This is a genomic window from Burkholderia sp. LK4 (assembly GCF_001043615.1).
GTDB classification, from domain to species: Bacteria; Pseudomonadota; Gammaproteobacteria; order Burkholderiales; family Burkholderiaceae; genus Burkholderia; species Burkholderia cepacia.
Genome location: NZ_LDUL01000045.1, coordinates 22,944 through 41,348 on the forward strand (window position 1 = coordinate 22,944; position 18,405 = coordinate 41,348).

Genomic DNA, 18,405 nt, shown 5'->3' on the forward strand with positions numbered 1-18,405 from the left:
CCTCCGTTGCCGGATCGTGCCGCGCGCCGCGAAACGTCGGATCGCCGCCGCATCGACCTCGGGAAATCCATGACACGAACGACGCGATTGTGAACTGAAATGAAAGCGAGCTGAAAGTGCGCCGCAATTAACATCCGCGTCACTCGAACAACACCTACACGTAACTGGAGGAAGACATGCCGTTTGCACCGAAGCACCTCGCCGCCGCGCTGGCGGTCGTTCTGGGCACTGCCGCCGGCAGCGCCGCCGCGCAGGTTCCGGCCGGGTATCCGGGGAGTTACCAGGGCGTGATCGACGCCGCGAAGAAGGAAGGCAAGCTGATCGTCTACTCGACGACCGACACGGGCCTCGTGCGCCCGCTGATCAAGGACTTCGAAAGCCTGTACGGCGTGAAGGTCGAGTACAACGACATGAACAGCACCGAGCTGTACAACCGCTACATCAGCGAGAACGCGGCGAGCAGCACCAGCGCCGACGTGCTGTGGAGCTCGGCGATGGACCTCCAGGTCAAGCTCGTCAACGACGGCCTGATGGCATCGTACGATTCGCCGGAAGGCCCGAACGTGCCGCAATGGGCGCAATACCAGAAGCAGGCGTACGGCACGACGTTCGAGCCGCTCGCGATCGTCTACAACAAGCGCCTGATCCCCGAAAACGAAGTGCCGAAAACGCGCACCGACCTGATCAAGCTGCTCACGTCGCAACCGGACAAGTTCAAGGGCAAGCTCACGACCTACGACGTCGAGAAATCCGGTGTCGGCTTCAACGCGCTGACGCAGGACGCGCACCTGAACGAGAAGGTCACGTGGGAACTCGTGAAGGCCATCGGCAAGACCGGCCCGAAGCTGCAATCGAGCACCGGCGCGATGATGGAACGCATCTCGTCGGGCGAAAACCTGATCGGCTACAACATCATCGGTTCGTACGCGTACGCGAAGGCGAAGAAGGACAAGTCGATCGGCTACGTATTCCCGAAGGACTACACGCAGATCGTGAGCCGCCTCGCCACCATCTCGAAGAAGGCGAAGAACCCGAACGCCGCGAAGCTGTGGGTGGACTACCTGCTGTCGAAGCGCGGCCAGACCATGATCGCGAACCAGGCGAACCTGTACGCGATCCGCACGGACGTGACCGGCGAGACGTCGGCCGCGAGCCTCACGAAGGAACTCGGCGATTCGCTGAAGCCGATCCAGATCGGCACCGGCCTGCTCGTCTACCTGGACCAGTCGAAGCGGCTCGCGTTCCTGAAGCAATGGCAGCAGGCGATCAAGAGCTGATCCGTTGATCGGCTGATCGGCTCCGGCTGACCCACGGCCGCCCGCCGCACGTCGCGCGGGCGGCCCCTTCCCCTTACCGACTTCCTTGAGGCGGCCATCCGGATGGCCGCAGGGGCGAACTCATGCTTTCAACCAGCACCCGCGGCACGGCACCGGCCGCGCCACCTGCCGCCGGCCCGCGCGACGCGATTCCCGCGCTGCCGGTCAACAGCCTGCAGCCGCTCGCCGGCATGCTGCGCTGGATCGTCGTCGCGGTACTCACCATCGCCGTCGCACTGCCGCTCGGCTTCATCCTGTTCCAGAGCCTGCTGTCCGCACCGTTCTTCGATGCGAACAAGACGCTCGGCATCGAGGGCTTCCGCTTCGTCTTCAGCGATCCCGACTTCTGGTCGGCCGTGAAGAACTCGTTCATCATCGCCGGCGGGATGCTGTTCATCTCGATCCCGCTCGGCGGCATCCTCGCGTTCCTGATGGTGCGCACCGACCTGCCCGGCCGCCGCTGGCTCGAACCGCTGCTGCTCACGCCCGTGTTCGTGTCGCCGATGGTGCTCGCGTTCGGCTACGTGGTCGCGGCCGGCCCGGTCGGCTTCTATTCGGTGTGGTTCAAGGAACTGTTCGGGGTACAGAACGTGCCCTGGAACGTGTATTCGATCTTCGCGATCACGGTGATCGTCGGCCTCACGCACGTGCCGCACGTGTACCTGTATTCGTCGGCCGCGCTGCGCAACCTCGGCTCGGACGTCGAGGAAGCCGCGCGCGTCACGGGCGCCCGCCCGTTCCGCGTCGCGCTCGACGTGAGCCTGCCGATGACGATGCCCGCGCTGCTGTTCGCCGGCGTGCTGGTGTTCTTCCTCGGCTTCGAGGTGTTCGGGCTGCCGCTCGTGCTCGGTGACCCGGAAGGCCATTTCGTGCTCGCGACCTACCTGTACAAGCTGACCAACAAGCTCGGCGTGCCGTCGTATCACCTGATGGCCGCGGTCGCGGTGTGCATCGTCGCGATCACGTTCCCGCTCGTGCTGCTGCAGCGCCGGCTGCTGAAGACGGCGAACCGCTTCGTCACCGTGAAGGGCAAGGCCGGCCGTACGACGGTGCTGCCGCTCGGCGTGTGGCGCTGGGTTGCGCTCGCGATCGTCGTGCTGTGGCTGATGCTGACCGTGATCGTCCCGATCTCGGGCATCGTGCTGCGCGCGTTCGTGACCAACTGGGGCGAAGGCGTCGCGCTCGCCGAGGTGCTGACGCTGTCGAACTTCACCGAACTGTTCGAGCAGGACAACCTCGTGCGCGCGATCGTCAACACGCTCGGCATCGGCGTGATCGGCGGCGCGCTCGCGATCGGCTTCTACTCGCTCGTCGCGTTCGCCGGCCACCGTCGCCCCGACTGGGCGACCAAGCTGCTCGACTACCTCGTGCTGCTGCCGCGCGCGGTGCCCGGCCTGCTCGCCGGTCTCGCGTTCCTGTGGATCTTCCTGTTCGTGCCCGGCCTGCGCGAGCTGAAGAACTCGATGTGGAGCATCTGGATCGCGTACACGGTCGTGTGGCTCGCATACGGGATGCGGCTCATCCAGAGCGCGCTGCTGCAGGTCGGCCCGGAACTCGAGGAAGCCGGCCGCAGCGTCGGCGCGACCCGCAGCCGCGTGTCGCTCGACGTGACGCTGCCGCTCGTGCGCTTCGGCCTGCTCGCCGCGTGGCTGCTGATCTTCATGATCTTCGAGCGCGAATACTCGACAGCCGTCTACCTGCTGTCGCCCGGCACCGAAGTGATCGGCGCGCTGCTCGTGTCGCTGTGGGCGACCGGCGCCGTCGACCAGGTCGCCGCGCTTTCTGTCATCAACATCGCGATGGTCGGCGCCGGTCTCGGCGTGGCCCTGCGCTTCGGAGTGAAACTTCATGGATAAGCTCATCGTCGACGACCTGCATCTCAGCTACGGCGCCAATCCGATCCTCAAGGGCGTGTCGTTCGAACTGAAGGCCGGCGAAGTCGTGTGCCTGCTCGGCGCGTCGGGCAGCGGCAAGACCACGCTGCTGCGCGCGGTGGCCGGCCTCGAACAGCCGTCCGACGGCCGCATCCAGCTCGACGACCGCGTGTTCTTCGACGGCGCGCAGCGCGTCGACCTGCCCGTCGAACAGCGCTCGCTCGGCCTCGTGTTCCAGTCGTACGCGCTGTGGCCGCACCGCACCGTCGCCGACAACGTCGGCTACGGGCTGAAGCTGCGCCGCGTCGCGCCGGCCGAACAGAAGCGCCGCGTGCAGACCGCGCTCGACCAGCTCGGCCTCGGCCATCTCGCGGAACGCTTCCCGCATCAGCTGTCGGGCGGCCAGCAGCAGCGCGTCGCGATCGCGCGCGCGCTCGTCTACAACCCGCCGGTGATCCTCCTCGACGAACCGCTGTCGAACCTCGACGCGAAGCTGCGCGAGGAAGCGCGCGCGTGGCTGCGCGAACTGATCGTGTCGCTCGGGCTGTCGGCCCTGTGCGTGACGCACGACCAGACCGAGGCGATGGCGATGTCCGACCGCATCCTGCTGCTGCGCAACGGCCGCATCGAGCAGGAAGGCACGCCGGCCGAGCTGTACGGCGCGCCGCGCTCGCTGTACACGGCCGAGTTCATGGGCAGCAACAACCGGATCGACGCGCGCGTCGCGGCCGTCGACGGCGAACGCGTGACGCTCGCCGGCGACGGCTGGGAACTGCAGGCCCTCGCCCGCGACACGTTCGCGCCGGGCCAGGACGCGCAGGCCGTGATCCGCCTCGAACGCGTGCAGGTCGCCGACGGCCCGGGCGCGAACCGGCTGCAGGCCGACCTCGTCACGTCGATGTATCTCGGCGATCGCTGGGAGTACCTGTTCCATTGCGGCGAGATGCGCCTTCGCGCATTCGGCCACGTGCCGCGCGCCGCGGGCAAGCACTGGATCGAATTCCCGACCAACGACTGCTGGGCGTTCGCGAAAGCGGGCTGACCTGCGCGCGGCGGCAGCACGCTCGCCGTCGCGCACGCACCGCGCACATCGCGTCATGTGATGACATGCCTTCCGGCGGACGTCTTCCGGCGTCTGTCGTGGGCTGCTGCGCGCCCCATCCGTTTCACCCCAACCCACAAGAACCAAGGAGACACCGTCAATGAAGTCACGCGCAGAACGTTCGATTCGCACAGTAGTCCTCACGGGATCGGCCGCCGCGGCCTGCATCGCCGCATCCGTCGCACACGCGCAGTCGTCGGTCACGATGTACGGGATCATGGATGCCGGCATCGAATACACGAACCACGCGGCGCCGGAGGGCGGCAGCTCGGTCAAGCTGAAGTCGGGCAACAAGAACACGTCGCGCTGGGGCCTGCGCGGCGTCGAGGATCTCGGCGGCGGGCTGAAAGCCGTGTTCCGCCTCGAAAGCGGGATCGACCTCGCGAACGGCGCGCTCGACGACGGCCCCGATTCGATCTTCGCGCGCCGCGCGACGGTCGGCCTGAAAAGCAAATGGGGCGAACTGACGCTCGGCCGCAACTACACCGTCACCTACGATTACATGCTGCCCTTCGACCCGATGGGGTACGCGCAGAACTACTCGTGGGCATCGGCGGCGACGGCGACGGGCGGCCGCAAGGACGGCATGTTCACGCGCTCGTCGAACGCGGTGCGCTACGACGGCGAATTCAGCGGGTTCAAGTTCGGCGCGCTGTACGGCTTCGGCAACGTGCCGGGCAGCGTGAAGACCAGCTCCAAATACGATTTCGCGGTCGGCTACGAGAAAGGCCCGTTCGCGGCGGTGGTCACGTTCGACCGGCAGAACGGCGCGGCCGACAGCGTCACGCCGGCCGATACGGTCAACTACATCCAGGGCATCCACGCGGGCCTGAGCTACGACTTCGGCAACCTGAAGACGATGGCCGGCTATCGCAACTACAAGCGCACGTTCCGCACCACGGCGGCGAACCAGTTGAGCGACACGTACTGGCTCGGCGGCTCGTACCAGTTCACGCCGGCGTTCTCGCTGATCGCGGCCGTCTATCACCAGAACATCAAGGGCGGCAGCGATGCCGACCCGACGCTCGTATCGTTGCGCGCGAACTACGCGCTGTCGAAGCGCACCGTGCTGTACGCGGCCGGTGCGTTCGCGATCGCGAAGCACGACCAGAAAGTCGGCGTGTCGCGCGATTTCGTGGGCTACGGCACCACGCAGGTCGGTGTCACGGCGGGGATTCAGCAGCGGTTCTGAGTTTGACGATACGGGCGGCGAGCGGTCTTCGAATCGCGCCGCCCGTCTTGTGCGGTTCATTGCGTGCGTGCGGCCCTGCATCGCATCCGCCGCGCGCATCAGCGTGACAACGTGCGCGGTCAGCTTCCCGCACACGACGACCGCGCCCTCATCCGCGGCCCTTGCCGGTCACTCGCGATGCATCGTGAACACCGGGCGAACGAGGCTGCTCGTATCGCTCCAGTGCTCGCCAACCGCCGACAGCGGCACCGTGCGTGTGTCGATCGTCAGCCCCACCGGTCCGGCCGCGTCGAACACACCGCGCACCGACGCCAGCAAGCGCGGCAGCGACACGCTGCCGATGCCGCTGCCCATCAGTTCGATCGCGGTCGCCCGCAGCACCGCCCCCGGCAGCAGCACATCCGCGCCTCCGATCGAGCCGATCTGCACGAACCGCAGCCGGCGGCCCTCGGGCGTCGCCTTCGCGGCGGCCACCAGCAGCGTCTGCGCGCTGGCGCCCCACAGATAATCGAGCACGACGTCCACGCCCGCGCGGAAATGCGGCTCGAGCGCGCGCGCCAAATGCGCGTCGTCCTGCTGCAACGACACGACGGCATCCGCGCCGGCATTCAGCAACGCCTGCAGCGCGGCCGCGTTGCGGCCCGTCGCGATCACCTTCGCGGCGCCGAGATGCTTCGCGATCCGCACCGCCAGCCGCCCCGACGCGCCCGTCGCACCGTTGACGAGCACCGTCTCGCCCGCGACGAGCCGCGCGCGTTCGGTCAGCGCCGCCCACGACGACATCCCGGGAATCGCGATCGCCGCCGCCGTGACGTCGTCGAGCGTATCCGGCAGCGGCACGCACCGCGTATCGGGCGCGATCGTGCGTTCGGCCATCGCACCGAACGGTGCGGGCGCGCCGAAGAAGTAGACGCGCTGCCCGTCGTCGAGACGGCGGCCAACCCCGTCGACGCCAACGACGAACGGATAACGCCCATCCGACGAGTAATGCGTGCCGGCCGCGCGCCCCTGTGCGATCCGGCTCAGTGCGGACGCCGTCACGTCGATCAGGCTGTGGCCCGGCATCGCGTGCGGCGCATCGAACTCCATATGAACGGGGCGCACGCCGGCGCCCGTCACGACTGCTGCTTTCATGGTGACTCCTTGAATCGGGGATCCTGATCGACGGTTCCGGTGCGCATCAGCGTGCGTCGAGCCACGCGCGCAGCGCGGGATCGCGCACTTCCAGCACGTCGAACAGGCCGAGCGCACGCAGCGCGGGCAACGCATCGATCGCGTCGGCTTCCGCGCGCGCCCGGTCGGCGGGCGCGGCGTTCGGGTCGGTCAGCACCCGCGCGTTGACCAGGAACGCACCGACGGTCCCCTTGCGGATCGTCGTATCGCCGAGCGTGATCCGGTCGGTCTGGTCGGGAAGCATCTGTTCGGCTCGCATCGTGTCGTACTCCGGTTGTTATCGATGGACGCAGTGTAGGCGTGCAAATTCGGCCGATCTCCGGTATAACGGCCATTCGATACCGATATCCGGCCATGTCCGATCCGCTCCTGCCCGCCCGCTTCGTCACGTCCGACGACGGCCCGTTCGTCGTTGCCGCCGTGCTGTCGCAACGCGACCCGCGCGTGACGCCACCTCATTCGCATGCGCGCGGCCAGCTCGTCGGCGCGCTGAGCGGGTTGCTGACGATCGGCCTCGACGACCAGGACTGGGTCGTGCCGGCGATCCATGCGATCTGGATTCCACCGCATTGCCGCCATTCGTTGCATTCGTTCGGGCCGATTTCCGGCTGGTCGGCGTTCATCGCCGAAGCGCGCTGCGCGGCCTTGCCGGATACCCCGCGCGCGATCCGCACGACGCCGCTGCTGCGCGAAGCCGTGCAGCGCGCGGCGAGTTGGGAGGGGTCGGAGTTGGATGCCGCTCGAACCCGGATCGCCGACGTGATCCTCGATGAAATCGCGTCGTCGGAAATCGAGGCGCTGGGGCTGGCGCGGCCGCAGGATCCGCGGCTGACGAGGATCACCGATGCGCTTGCCGCGGATCTCGCGGACAACCGGCGGCTGGAGGAATGGGCCGAATGGGCGGGAATCAGCGCGCGGACGATGAGCCGCCGCTTCGTGGCCGAGACGGGGCTGACGTTCGCGCAGTGGCGTCAGCAGGCCCGGCTGCTGCGGGCGCTGGAGAAAATCGCCGACGGCGTGCCGGTGACGACGATCTCGCTCGATCTCGGGTACGACAACGTGAGCGCGTTCATCGACATGTTCAGGCGGGCGTTGGGGACGACGCCGGGGAAGTATATGGAGGCGGGACGACGAGCGGCGGGATAGGTGCGACCGCCCGCAGGCGTGAACGGTCGCGGCCCACTTACTGATATGTCGGATATTCGAACTGCACAGCACACATCGTTGTCACGCTGCGGCCAGAAAATCTGCACGCTGTGGCGGCAGACGGTACGCTTCGTCGAGGAAATACCATTGCACGCGATCCGGCGATAACCACTCGTGCAGCGGCGGCTCGAACCGCTCGCCGGTTTCAAAACGCTCTGGCGAGCCGGATCGCACAATCAACCGCACATTGGGCTCATTCGATGAACCGTACAGTGCCAGCCAGTATCCCGTTTTGGGTACGCTTCGATCTCCCCGACTGCAAGCGTGCTCGTTCCCAATGCTGCGAGCGCATGACCATCGGGCATAAAAGAACGCCCCTGAAGCGTACTGCTCTTTTGCCGCCGGACTGGCGGAGTAACCGCCTTGGCGGCATTGATCAGCGTTTGTCCGTCACCGTTCCATTTGGGAAGCGGCGCTGGCGGTAACGGCAGTATCTTGTCCAGGTTGGGGAGCTTCAACCGTCCGTCGTAAAGCTTCAAAGTATCGGCAATTTTACCGTAGCGTTGAGCACGCGCTTTGTCGATATGCCCTACCAGATTGGTCCCGTTGTCGAGATCCATCCCGTCAAATTCCGAAACGAGGCTATCCGCACATTTGGTGCTCCCGAGCTTTACACCTTCATGCAAGACCTTCAGCGCGCGGAGCTTCGCCTCGAGTGTATTGGGACGCGCATAGATCAAACCCAACTTCTCGGCGGCATCCCCATATCCCTGTGCAAAAGCACATTCGAGCATCTTGGTTCCCACCGCTTGGTTGGCCCAAAAACCCTCGCTGGGGTTATCGTAAGACGCGGCCAGCTTGTATCCCAGGAACGTCATTGCGGCCGGACTACCCATATCTGCTGCTCGCTGGAAAAAAGCGTAAGCGCTCGTAGCGTCCGCCTCCTTCACCACGCCGTTGAGATGATATACACCCATCCTGTCGTACGCGTCGGGAATATCGAGCCTCATCGCCTTCTCGACCCATTGAATTGCCACTTCCGGATTGTGTTCCGGTACGCCGGAATGATCACTCAAGATCAACGACGCCAGATTCAGCATCGCTTTCCAATGGTTTTTCTCAGCTGCTTGCAGATAGAGCTGATACACCTTCGCATAATCAATGTTGTCGGCAGGCACCGCAGGGTCGTCCAGCTTCAACGCTTGCTGGAACCACATTTCTGCCTGCGGATCAACGGACGGCACTCGTTGCGCCTCATATGCACAGGTAAAATCTTTTCGGTGTGGGTCAAATAGCGGTAGTTTTTCGTTTCGTGGCAGATCAGACATAGCAGTGGTCAACTTATTGCCGATAGAAGTCAGGATGCCAGCATGTGCCGTAGTTGCCAGCAACAAAGCGGCGATGGCAAAACGCAATACGTAGATAAGATTTTTCATGCGTACACATTTTCAGGAGGGCCGCCGACACCGCCACCATCAGGATTGGTTTTTGGTGATGTGTCCCATAGTCCTCCATCCCGCTTCGCTCATCAACAACACTGAATGTACTGGTTACAGGCTTGTCCTCTTCCGCGGACGCAGTTGTGGCTTGAAGCCGCGCAGCGGAAGGCAGACGGGCGGGCCGACAACCGTCGCCCGTCGCCGTATCGTCAATACGTCCCGTCGCCCTTCTTCACCGCATCGCCGCCATTCCCCTTGAACTGCGCCGCCAACCGCTCCGCACTCCTCGCCAGCAACGTCGTATCGACCCCGACCGCGACGAACAGCGCTCCCGCGTCCAGATAACGCCGCGCGGCTGCCTCATCCGCGCTGAGAATGCCCGGCGCCTTGCCGGCCGCCTTGATCGCGCGGATCGCACCATCGATCGCGGCCTGCACGTCCGGGTGCCCCGGATGGCCGAGATGCCCGAGATCGGCCGCGAGATCCGCCGGCCCGATGAACACGCCGTCCACGCCCTCGACCCGCGTTATCGCATCGATCGCGTCGAGCCCCGCGCGTGTCTCGACCTGCACGAGCACGGCCATCTCGTCGTTCGCGCGATGCAGGTAATCGCCGACCCGATTCCACCGCGACGCACGCGCCAGCGCACTGCCCACGCCGCGAATCCCGTGCGGCGGATAGCGCGTCGCGGCCACCGCCGCACGCGCCTCGTCGGCGCTCTGCACCATCGGCACGAGCAGCGTCTGCGCGCCGAGATCGAGCACCTGCTTGACGATCACCGGATCGTTCCACGGTACGCGCACGACCGGATGCGACGGATACGGCGCGATTGCCTGCAACTGCGCGAGGATCGTCGGCACCGTATTCGGCGCATGCTCGCCGTCGATCAGCAGCCAGTCGAAACCGGCGCCCGCGACCACTTCCGCGCTGTACGGATTGGCGAGCCCGAGCCACAGCCCGACCTGCGCGTCGCCGCGCTCAAGCGCGGCCTTGAAGACATTCGTAGGAATCCGCATCGTTCGCTCACCTCACTCGAAGTAGCACTGGATCGTCCCCAGCGGGCCGTAATCGACGCTGAACGTGTCGCCCGGCCGCGCCGCGCACGGCCGTGTGAACGAACCGCCGAGCACGATCTGCCCCGGCTCCAGCGCGACGTCGAAGCGGGCCAGCCGGTTGGCGAGCCACGCGACGCCGTTCGCCGGATGGTTCAGCACGCCGGCCGCGACGCCCGTTTCCTCGACCACGCCGTTACGCGACATGATCGCCGCGACCCAGCGCAGGTCGACGTCCTGCGGTTTCACGGGGCGCCCGCCGATCACCACGCCCGCATTCGCTGCGTTGTCGGCGATCGTGTCGAACACCTTGCGCGGCCGTTTCGTGTCGGGGTCGATCGACTGGCTGCGCGCGTCGATGATCTCGAGCGCAGGCACCACGTAGTCGACTGCGTCGTACACGTCGAAGATCGTGCAGTCCGGGCCGGTGAGCCGCTTGCCGAGCACGAACGCGAGTTCGACCTCGACGCGCGGCACAATGAAGCGCCCGGTGGGAATCGTGCCGCCGTCGGCGAAAAACATGTCGTCGAGCAGCGCGCCGTAGTCGGGCTCGTCGATCTGCGACGTGTTCTGCATCGCCTTCGACGTGAGGCCGATCTTGTGGCCCTTCAGCGTGCGGCCTTCCGCGAGCTTGAGGGCGACCCACGCGCGCTGGATCGCATACGCGTCGTCGATCGTGATGTCGGGATGGTCGAGCGAGATCTGGCGGATCTGCTTGCGCTCGCGCTCGGCGTCGTGCAGACGCTGCGCGAGCTGGTCGATGAGGGCGGTTTCGAGCATGGTCGGATCGGGAATGGGGTTCAGCCGGCCCGCTTGTAGCGGGCATGGATATTGTTGTGCTTGTACGAGCCGCTTTCGCTGAACTCGGTCAGCTCCATCGACAGCGCGAGGTACCGTTTCGCGTACAGTTCCGCGAAATGCGCCTTGATCGCGTCGAACAGCGCGTCGCACGCGGCCTTTTTCTGCGCGTCGCTGCGGCCCGAGCCGATCTTCAGCGTCACGTGCACGAACGCATCGTCTTCCGTGCCGTCGGCTACGCAGTAGTCCTGCAGTTCGATCGCGCGCGAGCGGATGCCGCCCGTCGGGAACACGCCGCCCTGCGCGATCAGCGTGGCGTTGATCGTGCGCAGCAGCGCGGGAATGCGTGCGTCGTCGCGGATGTTCGCGGTGTATTCGACGACGATATGTGGCATGGCGGGTCTCCAGTCGAGTGCGTGGCGCGGTGCTCAGGCCACCGGAAAGATCGCATTGATCTGCCCGGTACCCGAACTCGCGAAATAGTCGGTGACGATCTCGACGGGTTTATCGTAGCGATCCCAGCCGAGCAGGCCGAGCAGCATCGCCGTGTCGTGCATCCCGCCTTCGCCGTGGCAGTGCGTGTTGTACTCGGGCAGCATCGCGCAGAAGGTCTTGAAATCGCCCTGCTTCCACAGCTCGACCACGCGCAGGTCGACCTGCCGGAAGAATTCGCGGCTGATCTGGTGGATCGATTCCTCGGGGCTGCCGTTGTCGTTGAAACGGTGCGACAGCGAGCCGCTCGCGAGGAATGCGACGTTCGAATCGCTCCTTTCGATCGCCTCGAGCAGCGCCTCGCCGAAGCGCCGGCTTTCGTCGAGCTGATGCCACATGCACCAGCCGGCGATCGACACGACCTTGAAGTGCTGGTCGGCGTTCATGTAGCGCATCGGCACGAGCGTGCCGTATTCGAGTTCGAGGCTGTCGATCTCGTGCGCGCGCGTCGCGACGCCGCGCGCGCTGGCCGTCTCGGCGATCAGCCGGCCGAGCGCCGGGTTGCCCGGATACGCATACTCCATGTCGCGGATGAAATGCGGCAGCTCGTTGCTCGTGTACGTGCCCGCGAATCGCGCATTGCAGTTCACGTGATAACCGGCGTTGACGAGCCAGTGCACGTCAGACACGACGATCGTGTCGACGCCGAGCGCGCGGCAGCGCTCGCCGATCAGTTGATGGCCGCGGATCGCTGCCTCGCGGCAGCCGTGATGCCTGCCGGGCAGTTCCGACAGGTACATCGACGGCACGTGCGTGATTTTCGCGGCGAGGGACAGTTTGCCCATCGTTCAAGTCTCCGTTTGGTTCTTTCGTGCTGCAGACGACCCGCGCCCGTCACACGCCCCAGCGCGGAATGTGGTGCGAACCCATCGAGATGCACACGTTCTTGATCTCCGCGAACACCTCGAAGCTGTATTCGCCGCCCTCGCGCCCGGTGCCCGATTCCTTCACGCCGCCGAACGGCTGGCGCAGGTCACGCACGTTCTGGCTGTTCACGAACACCATCCCGGCTTCGATGCCGCGCGCGAGGCGATGCACCTTGCCGACATCCTGCGTCCAGATGTACGACGCAAGGCCGTACGACGTGTCGTTCGCGAGCCGCAGCCCTTCTTCCTCGTCCTCGAACGGAATCAGGCACGCGACCGGCCCGAAGATTTCTTCCTGTGCGACGCGCATCCGGTTGTCGACGTCGGCCAGCACGGTCGGCCGCACGAAGTTGCCGTTGCGCAGGTGGTCGGGCAAGCCCGCCGGCTTGTCGGCGCCGCCCGCAACCACGCGCGCGCCTTCCTGCTCGCCGATGCGGATATAGCCGGTCACCTTTTCCCAGTGCTGGCGCGTGATCATCGCGCCGAGGTTCGTGGCCGGATCGGACGGATCGCCGACCACCAGGTTGTTCGCGCGGCGCGCGAATTCCTGCACGAAGCGATCGTAGATCGTGCGCTGCACGAAGATCCGCGAGCCGGCCGTGCAGCGTTCGCCGTTGATCGAGAAGATCGTGAACAGCGACGCGTCGAGCGCGCGGTCGAAATCGGCGTCGTCGAAGATCAGCACCGGCGACTTGCCGCCGAGTTCCATCGAATACTTCTTCAGGCCCGCACGCTCCATGATCCGCTTGCCGGTCACCGTACCGCCGGTGAACGACACCGCACGCACGTCCGGATGACGCACCAGCGCGTCGCCGGCCGTCGCGCCGTAACCCTGCACGACGTTGAGCACGCCCGGCGGGATGCCGGCTTCGAGCGCGAGGCGGCCGAGCTGGTCGGCCGTCAGCGGCGACAGCTCCGACATCTTCAGCACGGCCGTGTTGCCGAGTGCGAGGCACGGCGCCGTCTTCCACGTCGCGGTCATGAACGGAACGTTCCACGGCGACACCAGCGCGCACACGCCGACCGGCTGGTACAGCGTGTAGTTCAGCATCTGGTCGTCGACCGGATAGGTGCGGCCGTTCATCTGCACGCACACTTCCGCGAAGAAGTTGAAGTTCTCGGACGCGCGCGGAATCAGCTGCTTGCTCGTCTGCGCGATCGGCAGGCCGGTGTCCTGCGTCTCCAGCGCCGCGAGCATCGGCACGTTCTTCTCGATCAGCTCGCCGAGCTTGCGCATCAGCTTCGCGCGCTCCCTGGCGGGCGTGTTCGCCCATTTCGGGAAGGCTTCCTTCGCGGCGCGCACGGCCGCGTCGACTTCGGCCTCGCCGCCCGATGCGACGTCGGTGATGACTTCCCCCGTCGCGGGATTCAGCGTCGTGAACGTCTCGCGGCTCTCGACTTCGCGGCCGTCGATCCAGTGCTTGATGGTCATGCTCTCTCCTTGGGCGACGGGCTCAGCCGGCGCGATAGTAGTCTGCTTCGCCGACGATCGTGTTCACGAGCCGGCCGATCCCTTCGATTTCGGTCACGACTTCGTCGCCCGGCTTCGTGTCCGCCAGCCCCTCGGGCGTACCGGTCAGGATCAGGTCGCCCGGCGAGAGCGTCATCAAGCCGCTGATGTGCTCGATCAACACCGGCACGTCGAAGATCATGTCGCGCGTGCTGCCGCGCTGCGTCTCCCGGCCGTTCACCGTCGTGCGCAGCGTCAGGTCGCCCGCATCGCCGATCTCGTCGCGGCTGACGAACCACGGCCCGAGCGGCGTGCAGGTGTCGCGGTTCTTCACGCGCAGGTTCGGACGGTAGTAGTTCTCGAGATAGTCGCGGATCGCGTAGTCGTTCGCGACCGTGTAGCCGGCCACGTAGTCGAGCGCCTGCGCGCGGCTCACGTTGCGCGCAGGCCGGCCGATCACGACGGCCAGCTCGCACTCGTAATGCATGTGCGTCGCGTCCGCCGGGCGCACCGTGCGCGAACGGTGGCCGATGAACGTATTCGGCCCCTTCAGGAAGATCAGCGGTTCGCTCGGCGCCTTGAACGCGAGTTCCTTCGCGTGGTCGGCGTAGTTGAGGCCGAGCGCGAACGTGGTGCGCGGCGCGACGGGCGGCAGCCACGCAACCGCGTCCTCGGCAACGACCCGCCCCGTGTCGAGACGGATCGCGCCATCGCCGGCCGGTTCGGCCGCATGCACTGCGCCGTTGTAGATCACGCGTGCCGTCTTCATCGTGTTTCCTCCGCGATCAGCGTGTGCCGCAACGTGCCGATGCCGGCGGCGGCGATCTCGATCGTGCTGCCCGCGCGGGCGCGCGGCGCGCCGCCCGCGACGCCGAGCAGCAACACATCGCCCGCGTCGAACGACATGAAGGCCGTCACGTCGGCGATCAGTTCGCGCACGGAGCGAATCAGCGTAGACGTCGAGGCGGAGACGGCCACCTCGCCGTCGATCCGCACGGTCAGGCCGATCGTGTCGACATCGCCAAGCGCGGCGGCCGGCACGATGGCCGGGCCCATTGGGCAGAAACCGTCGCGGCACTTGAAGCGCACGGCCGGACGGTAGTAGTCGGGATGGGGGATCGACACGTCGCTGGCGAGCGTGAAGCCGTGAAGGTAGTCGAGCGCCCGCGCGGCCGGCACGCGCGTCGCGCGCCGGGCGAACACGACGGCCACCGACGCGCCGATCTCCAGGGCGTCGACGCCGGCCGGCACGACGACGGTCGCGCCGTCGGCCGCGTGCGTGTTGGCGGGCTTGATGTACAGGATCGGCGCCTGCGGCGGGCGGCCGTAAGGCGGTGCGTTCACGGCATCGCCGAGTGCGTCGAGCGCCGCACGCTCGTTGAGCAGCGCACCGTAGACGGTACCGATGGCGACCGGCAACGGCGGCGCCGCGGCGGTCATGCAAGACAGCTCCATGCGTCATTCCCCTGCCGCGCGTCGCGGCGCATCGTCAATACTTAATATCTTAAGTAAACAATCGAACGCTGGCAACCTCGATTACCCTGATACGCGAAATTCACTCCGTTCGGCTGTTAAGATTGATGCGTCCCCGTCCACTGCTCACCCCGATGAACCGTACGCTCGACCATCGCAACCTGGCCATGCTGCTGCTCGAGGCCCGCGAAACGCTGATGGGTCTGTTCCGCCCCATTCTCAAGGAATTCGCGCTGACCGAACAGCAATGGCGGATCATCCGCGTGCTCGACGGCGAACCGGCGCAAGCGCTCGAAGCGGGACAGATTGCGCGCCGCTGCTGCATCCTGAGCCCGAGCCTCACGGGCGTGCTGGAACGGATGGAGCGCGACGGCCTGATCACGCGCACGCGCGCGCAGGAAGATCAGCGCCGGCTGCTGGTGAGCCTGACGCCGCAAAGCAGGAAACTGGTCACGGAAATCGGCCCGCGGATCGACGAGCAGTACCGGCAGCTCGAATCGCGGTTCGGCGAGGACGGCCTCGAAGACATCTATCGCGCGCTCGACCGGCTCATCGAGCTCGGCGGCAACACGTGATGACGGCCCCCGTTCCCGCCGGCCGCGGGAACGGGGGCCGGTGCGGCGCGGACGGTCAGTGCACGGCGCCGCGCATCAGCTCGGTCACGGCCACGCCGCGCGACGTGCGCATGCATTCCTCGACGTAATCGATGAACGGCAGCGGCTCGAAATCGATTTCGTCGCGCACGCGACGGTTGTCGAACACGCGATCGACCGTCGCGAATTCCCCGCAGCGCTGCAACGCCCGGCCGATCACGCGCTCGAGTGCCGGATCGGTTCGCCCGAGCACGTCGCGCACCACGAGCGGCAATTCGGACGGCGCACACGCCGCGTAGCGCGGTGCGCCGGTCATCCCCGCCGCCTCGTCCATCGCACGCACGATCTGCGCGACCTGCGGCGCCTCGTCGCCGGCCGACACGTGATACAGGTCGTGTGCGAGCGTCGGCTTGACGGCCAGCAGCATCGTCGCGCGCGCCACGTCGTCGACCGACACGATATCGATGCGCGTCATCGGTCGCGCGGTGAAGCGGCGTGCGGCATGCGCCAGCCGGAACATCCAGAACGAATTCGGCGCGGGCCGCGTACCGAGTACAGTATGGCCGACCACATGCGACGGCCGCACCACGACGAGCGGCAGCCCGAGCGCACGCAGGCGCTGCTCGGTCTCCGCCTTCGCATGCAGGTAGTCCGCGGCGAGCACCGCGCCCGGCAAGCCTTCTTCGTCGCGCGCGACGTCGTTCGCCGCGTCGCCCGCCGCCTCTTCCTGCACGATCCCGCCACGACCCGCATGCGCGTAGGCCGTACCGACGTAGACGAAGCGCAGCAGGCGCGGCGCCCGTGCAAAGCGCTCGGCAAAACGCACCGCGTCGGCGATGTCGGCCCGCAGGTGCGCGCCGTCGGCCGGCGACGCATGGCCGGCGCAGTGAATCACGTGCGTCGCGGCGGCGAGGCGCGGTGCGTCGGCGCCCTGCCACACGTCGCCGAGCGCACCGACGATCACGTTCGCGTCGGTCAGGCGCGACGCCCAGTACGGCGCCAGCCCCGCGCGCAGCGCCGCTTCGCGCAGTCGCGCGACGGCATGGCCGCGATCCTGCGCGCGCACGACGCAGATGATGCGGTCGAGCAGCCCCGCATTGACGAGCGCCGTCAGGACGGTACTGCCGATGAAGCCGGTTGCGCCGGTCAGCACCAGCCGCCCGACGTTCGCCGCCGCGACCGGTGCGCTGGCCGGCGACACGAGGCTCGTCCGCCAGTTGAGCGACAACGCGGTTTTCCAGATCAGCACGATAGTCTCCTTCGAAGAATCGGCCGGGCGGCGCGGCGCCCGCGGTTGCGGGCTGCGCACGGCTCACCGGCCGGGCCGGGGCCTGACGCGCGCCCCGGCAGTCCCGATCGGGCGTGCGGCCCGCGATCGCGTCGATCGCGTCTCTGGCACGAGGCGGCGGCAGCCGCCGAGGACGGGCGTCCGCGGCACTGGATCGGGAATATCTCAGTGTGGGGCCCGACCGCAGGCAAGTCTGTCCCGAAAGTTTCGTGAAAGTGTGCCGATTTGTATGCGATTGTCGGAGTCTGTCGTCCGGCAATGCAGTCGGAACGCCTCGACATCCGGTCGCGCTCCCTCCGGCACGGCCGGACCGCGTCGGCCGGCCGGGTTTCCGCGGCTGGTTGCACGCGACAGATCGACGCGCCTCTCGGCGGTGTCGTCCCATGTCTCGAGGATCAACCGGGCCCCGATCGGCGCCGCGATCGCCGGTGGGCGTGTGTTCGCGCGCGCCGCCGGAATAACCATGAATCGTCAGACATCGTTTCATCTGAAACCGCAATGAACTCAATGCGGATTTATTGCGGATTATCACTTGCGTTTCACACCAGTCTATCTAGACTGATCAAGTCAAAACGGTCGAATGTTCATTTTTTTGGAGACGATCACAATGCGCCTCACCATTCGGATTAATGGCAGCGAATCAGCAACCCGACACTCGTTCGCGGTACTGTGGGTCGACACCGACGAAGGACTGTGGTCGCGCGAGGCACATCAGGGCATCGATCTTCCCGCCTGGGGCAAGGTTCGCGACGTCGAGGGCGCGATGGCGCTCTGCGCGGCTGACGGCGGGAATGCCGTGTGCCAGTTGAAGGGACTGTCGTTCGGTGCGACCCAGCGCGAACAGGGCTCCGCCGTACTCGCCGGCAATCACCCCGGCGCATGGCGACTGCAGGCTGTCGATCGCTGCACGAGCGAGCCGGAATATCGGGAATTCATTTCCGTCACCCGGTAGAAATTATCGATGTAATTCGTCTGCGGTTTTCGGGTTTATTCCGGTTTCAGTGATATTCATTTCGATATTCAGTATTAGCGGCGCCCCTCTTCGGGGCGTTTCCATTTTCTGGTGCAAATAAATAATCGCGAACCGGGCAATTGATCGCGCGCCGGGGACGGTCGGCATCGATTGTCCAGGAGATCGTGTAAGCGGATCG

At 66.2% G+C, this 18,405-nt stretch carries 19 protein-coding genes; 7 read left to right on the forward strand and 12 right to left on the reverse strand.

From position 1 onward, the window contains the following. Nucleotides 1-176: 176 nt before the first annotated feature. The 4 genes from VK92_RS22655 (at nucleotide 177) to VK92_RS22670 (ending at nucleotide 5,484) form a co-directional block, all read left to right on the forward strand. Complete coding sequence (locus VK92_RS22655; protein WP_021164064.1) at nucleotides 177-1,277, forward strand: ABC transporter substrate-binding protein; 1,101 nt, start codon at nucleotides 177-179, stop codon at nucleotides 1,275-1,277. Nucleotides 1,278-1,399: 122 nt separating this feature from the next. Continuing rightward, a complete protein-coding gene (locus VK92_RS22660; protein ID WP_048021901.1) occupies nucleotides 1,400-3,172 on the forward strand; it encodes an ABC transporter permease in 1,773 nt (590 codons plus the stop codon). Then, nucleotides 3,165-4,232 carry an ABC transporter ATP-binding protein gene (locus VK92_RS22665; RefSeq protein ID WP_021164062.1) on the forward strand — a complete coding sequence of 356 codons (1,068 nt, stop codon included), beginning with the start codon at nucleotides 3,165-3,167 and terminating at the stop codon, nucleotides 4,230-4,232. The genes VK92_RS22660 and VK92_RS22665 overlap by 8 nt, the downstream gene beginning before the upstream one ends. 160 nt (nucleotides 4,233-4,392) lie before the next feature. Next, nucleotides 4,393-5,484: a porin gene (locus VK92_RS22670; protein WP_048021900.1), complete on the forward strand. Its 1,092-nt coding sequence runs from the start codon at nucleotides 4,393-4,395 to the stop codon at nucleotides 5,482-5,484. A gap of 168 nt (nucleotides 5,485-5,652) precedes the next feature. On the opposite strand, the gene VK92_RS22675 is transcribed toward VK92_RS22670, so the two are convergent. Together VK92_RS22675 and VK92_RS22680 are read right to left on the reverse strand one after the other, a co-directional pair. After that, nucleotides 5,653-6,618 (reverse strand): quinone oxidoreductase family protein, encoded by a 966-nt coding sequence (locus VK92_RS22675; protein ID WP_048021898.1) that lies wholly within the window; start codon nucleotides 6,616-6,618, stop codon nucleotides 5,653-5,655. A 46-nt stretch (nucleotides 6,619-6,664) separates the two neighbouring features. Further along, a complete protein-coding gene (locus VK92_RS22680; RefSeq protein WP_048021897.1) occupies nucleotides 6,665-6,916 on the reverse strand; it encodes a hypothetical protein in 252 nt (83 codons plus the stop codon). Nucleotides 6,917-7,011: 95 nt separating this feature from the next. On the opposite strand from VK92_RS22680, the gene VK92_RS22685 reads away from it, so the two are divergent. After that, nucleotides 7,012-7,803, forward strand: a complete 792-nt coding sequence (locus VK92_RS22685; protein WP_048021895.1) for an AraC family transcriptional regulator — start codon at nucleotides 7,012-7,014, stop codon at nucleotides 7,801-7,803. A gap of 81 nt (nucleotides 7,804-7,884) precedes the next feature. Here VK92_RS22685 and VK92_RS41975 read toward each other — a convergent pair whose 3' ends face one another. The 9 genes from VK92_RS41975 to VK92_RS22725 form a co-directional block, all read right to left on the reverse strand. Then, nucleotides 7,885-8,049, reverse strand: a complete 165-nt coding sequence (locus VK92_RS41975; RefSeq protein WP_155630249.1) for a hypothetical protein — start codon at nucleotides 8,047-8,049, stop codon at nucleotides 7,885-7,887. Then, nucleotides 8,040-9,239 carry an SEL1-like repeat protein gene (locus VK92_RS22690; RefSeq protein ID WP_231600507.1) on the reverse strand — a complete coding sequence of 400 codons (1,200 nt, stop codon included), beginning with the start codon at nucleotides 9,237-9,239 and terminating at the stop codon, nucleotides 8,040-8,042. Before VK92_RS22690 ends, VK92_RS41975 begins: the two co-directional genes overlap by 10 nt. A gap of 212 nt (nucleotides 9,240-9,451) precedes the next feature. After that, the gene (gene hpaI / locus VK92_RS22695) at nucleotides 9,452-10,258 is read right to left on the reverse strand and encodes a 4-hydroxy-2-oxoheptanedioate aldolase (protein WP_048021894.1); all 807 of its coding nucleotides are present in this window, start codon (nucleotides 10,256-10,258) and stop codon (nucleotides 9,452-9,454) included. 12 nt (nucleotides 10,259-10,270) lie between these two features. Continuing rightward, on the reverse strand, nucleotides 10,271-11,074 hold the full coding sequence (hpaH, locus tag VK92_RS22700; protein ID WP_021164056.1) for a 2-oxo-hept-4-ene-1,7-dioate hydratase: 804 nt from the start codon (nucleotides 11,072-11,074) through the stop codon (nucleotides 10,271-10,273). 20 nt (nucleotides 11,075-11,094) lie between these two features. Next, nucleotides 11,095-11,487, reverse strand: coding sequence for a 5-carboxymethyl-2-hydroxymuconate Delta-isomerase (locus tag VK92_RS22705; RefSeq protein ID WP_027791434.1), 393 nt, complete (start codon nucleotides 11,485-11,487; stop codon nucleotides 11,095-11,097). 33 nt (nucleotides 11,488-11,520) lie between these two features. After that, nucleotides 11,521-12,369 (reverse strand): 3,4-dihydroxyphenylacetate 2,3-dioxygenase, encoded by an 849-nt coding sequence (gene hpaD / locus VK92_RS22710; RefSeq protein WP_048021892.1) that lies wholly within the window; start codon nucleotides 12,367-12,369, stop codon nucleotides 11,521-11,523. Between the two features lie 49 nt (nucleotides 12,370-12,418). Continuing rightward, nucleotides 12,419-13,882: a 5-carboxymethyl-2-hydroxymuconate semialdehyde dehydrogenase gene (hpaE, locus tag VK92_RS22715; RefSeq protein ID WP_048021891.1), complete on the reverse strand. Its 1,464-nt coding sequence runs from the start codon at nucleotides 13,880-13,882 to the stop codon at nucleotides 12,419-12,421. Between the two features lie 22 nt (nucleotides 13,883-13,904). Further along, entirely contained in the window at nucleotides 13,905-14,669 is a 765-nt protein-coding gene (locus VK92_RS22720) for a fumarylacetoacetate hydrolase family protein (protein WP_048021890.1), read from the reverse strand. Continuing rightward, the gene (locus VK92_RS22725) at nucleotides 14,666-15,355 is read right to left on the reverse strand and encodes a fumarylacetoacetate hydrolase family protein (RefSeq protein WP_048021889.1); all 690 of its coding nucleotides are present in this window, start codon (nucleotides 15,353-15,355) and stop codon (nucleotides 14,666-14,668) included. The genes VK92_RS22720 and VK92_RS22725 overlap by 4 nt, the downstream gene beginning before the upstream one ends. Before the next feature lie 152 nt (nucleotides 15,356-15,507). On the opposite strand from VK92_RS22725, the gene hpaR reads away from it, so the two are divergent. Further along, on the forward strand, nucleotides 15,508-15,948 hold the full coding sequence (gene hpaR, locus VK92_RS22730) for a homoprotocatechuate degradation operon regulator HpaR (RefSeq protein WP_021164054.1): 441 nt from the start codon (nucleotides 15,508-15,510) through the stop codon (nucleotides 15,946-15,948). A gap of 55 nt (nucleotides 15,949-16,003) precedes the next feature. Here the strand turns inward: hpaR and VK92_RS22735 are convergent, their stop codons facing one another. After that, entirely contained in the window at nucleotides 16,004-17,215 is a 1,212-nt protein-coding gene (locus tag VK92_RS22735) for an SDR family oxidoreductase (RefSeq protein WP_048021887.1), read from the reverse strand. Between the two features lie 646 nt (nucleotides 17,216-17,861). On the opposite strand from VK92_RS22735, the gene VK92_RS22740 reads away from it, so the two are divergent. Continuing rightward, entirely contained in the window at nucleotides 17,862-18,206 is a 345-nt protein-coding gene (locus tag VK92_RS22740) for a DUF3564 family protein (RefSeq protein WP_021164050.1), read from the forward strand. Nucleotides 18,207-18,405: the final 199 nt, after the last annotated feature.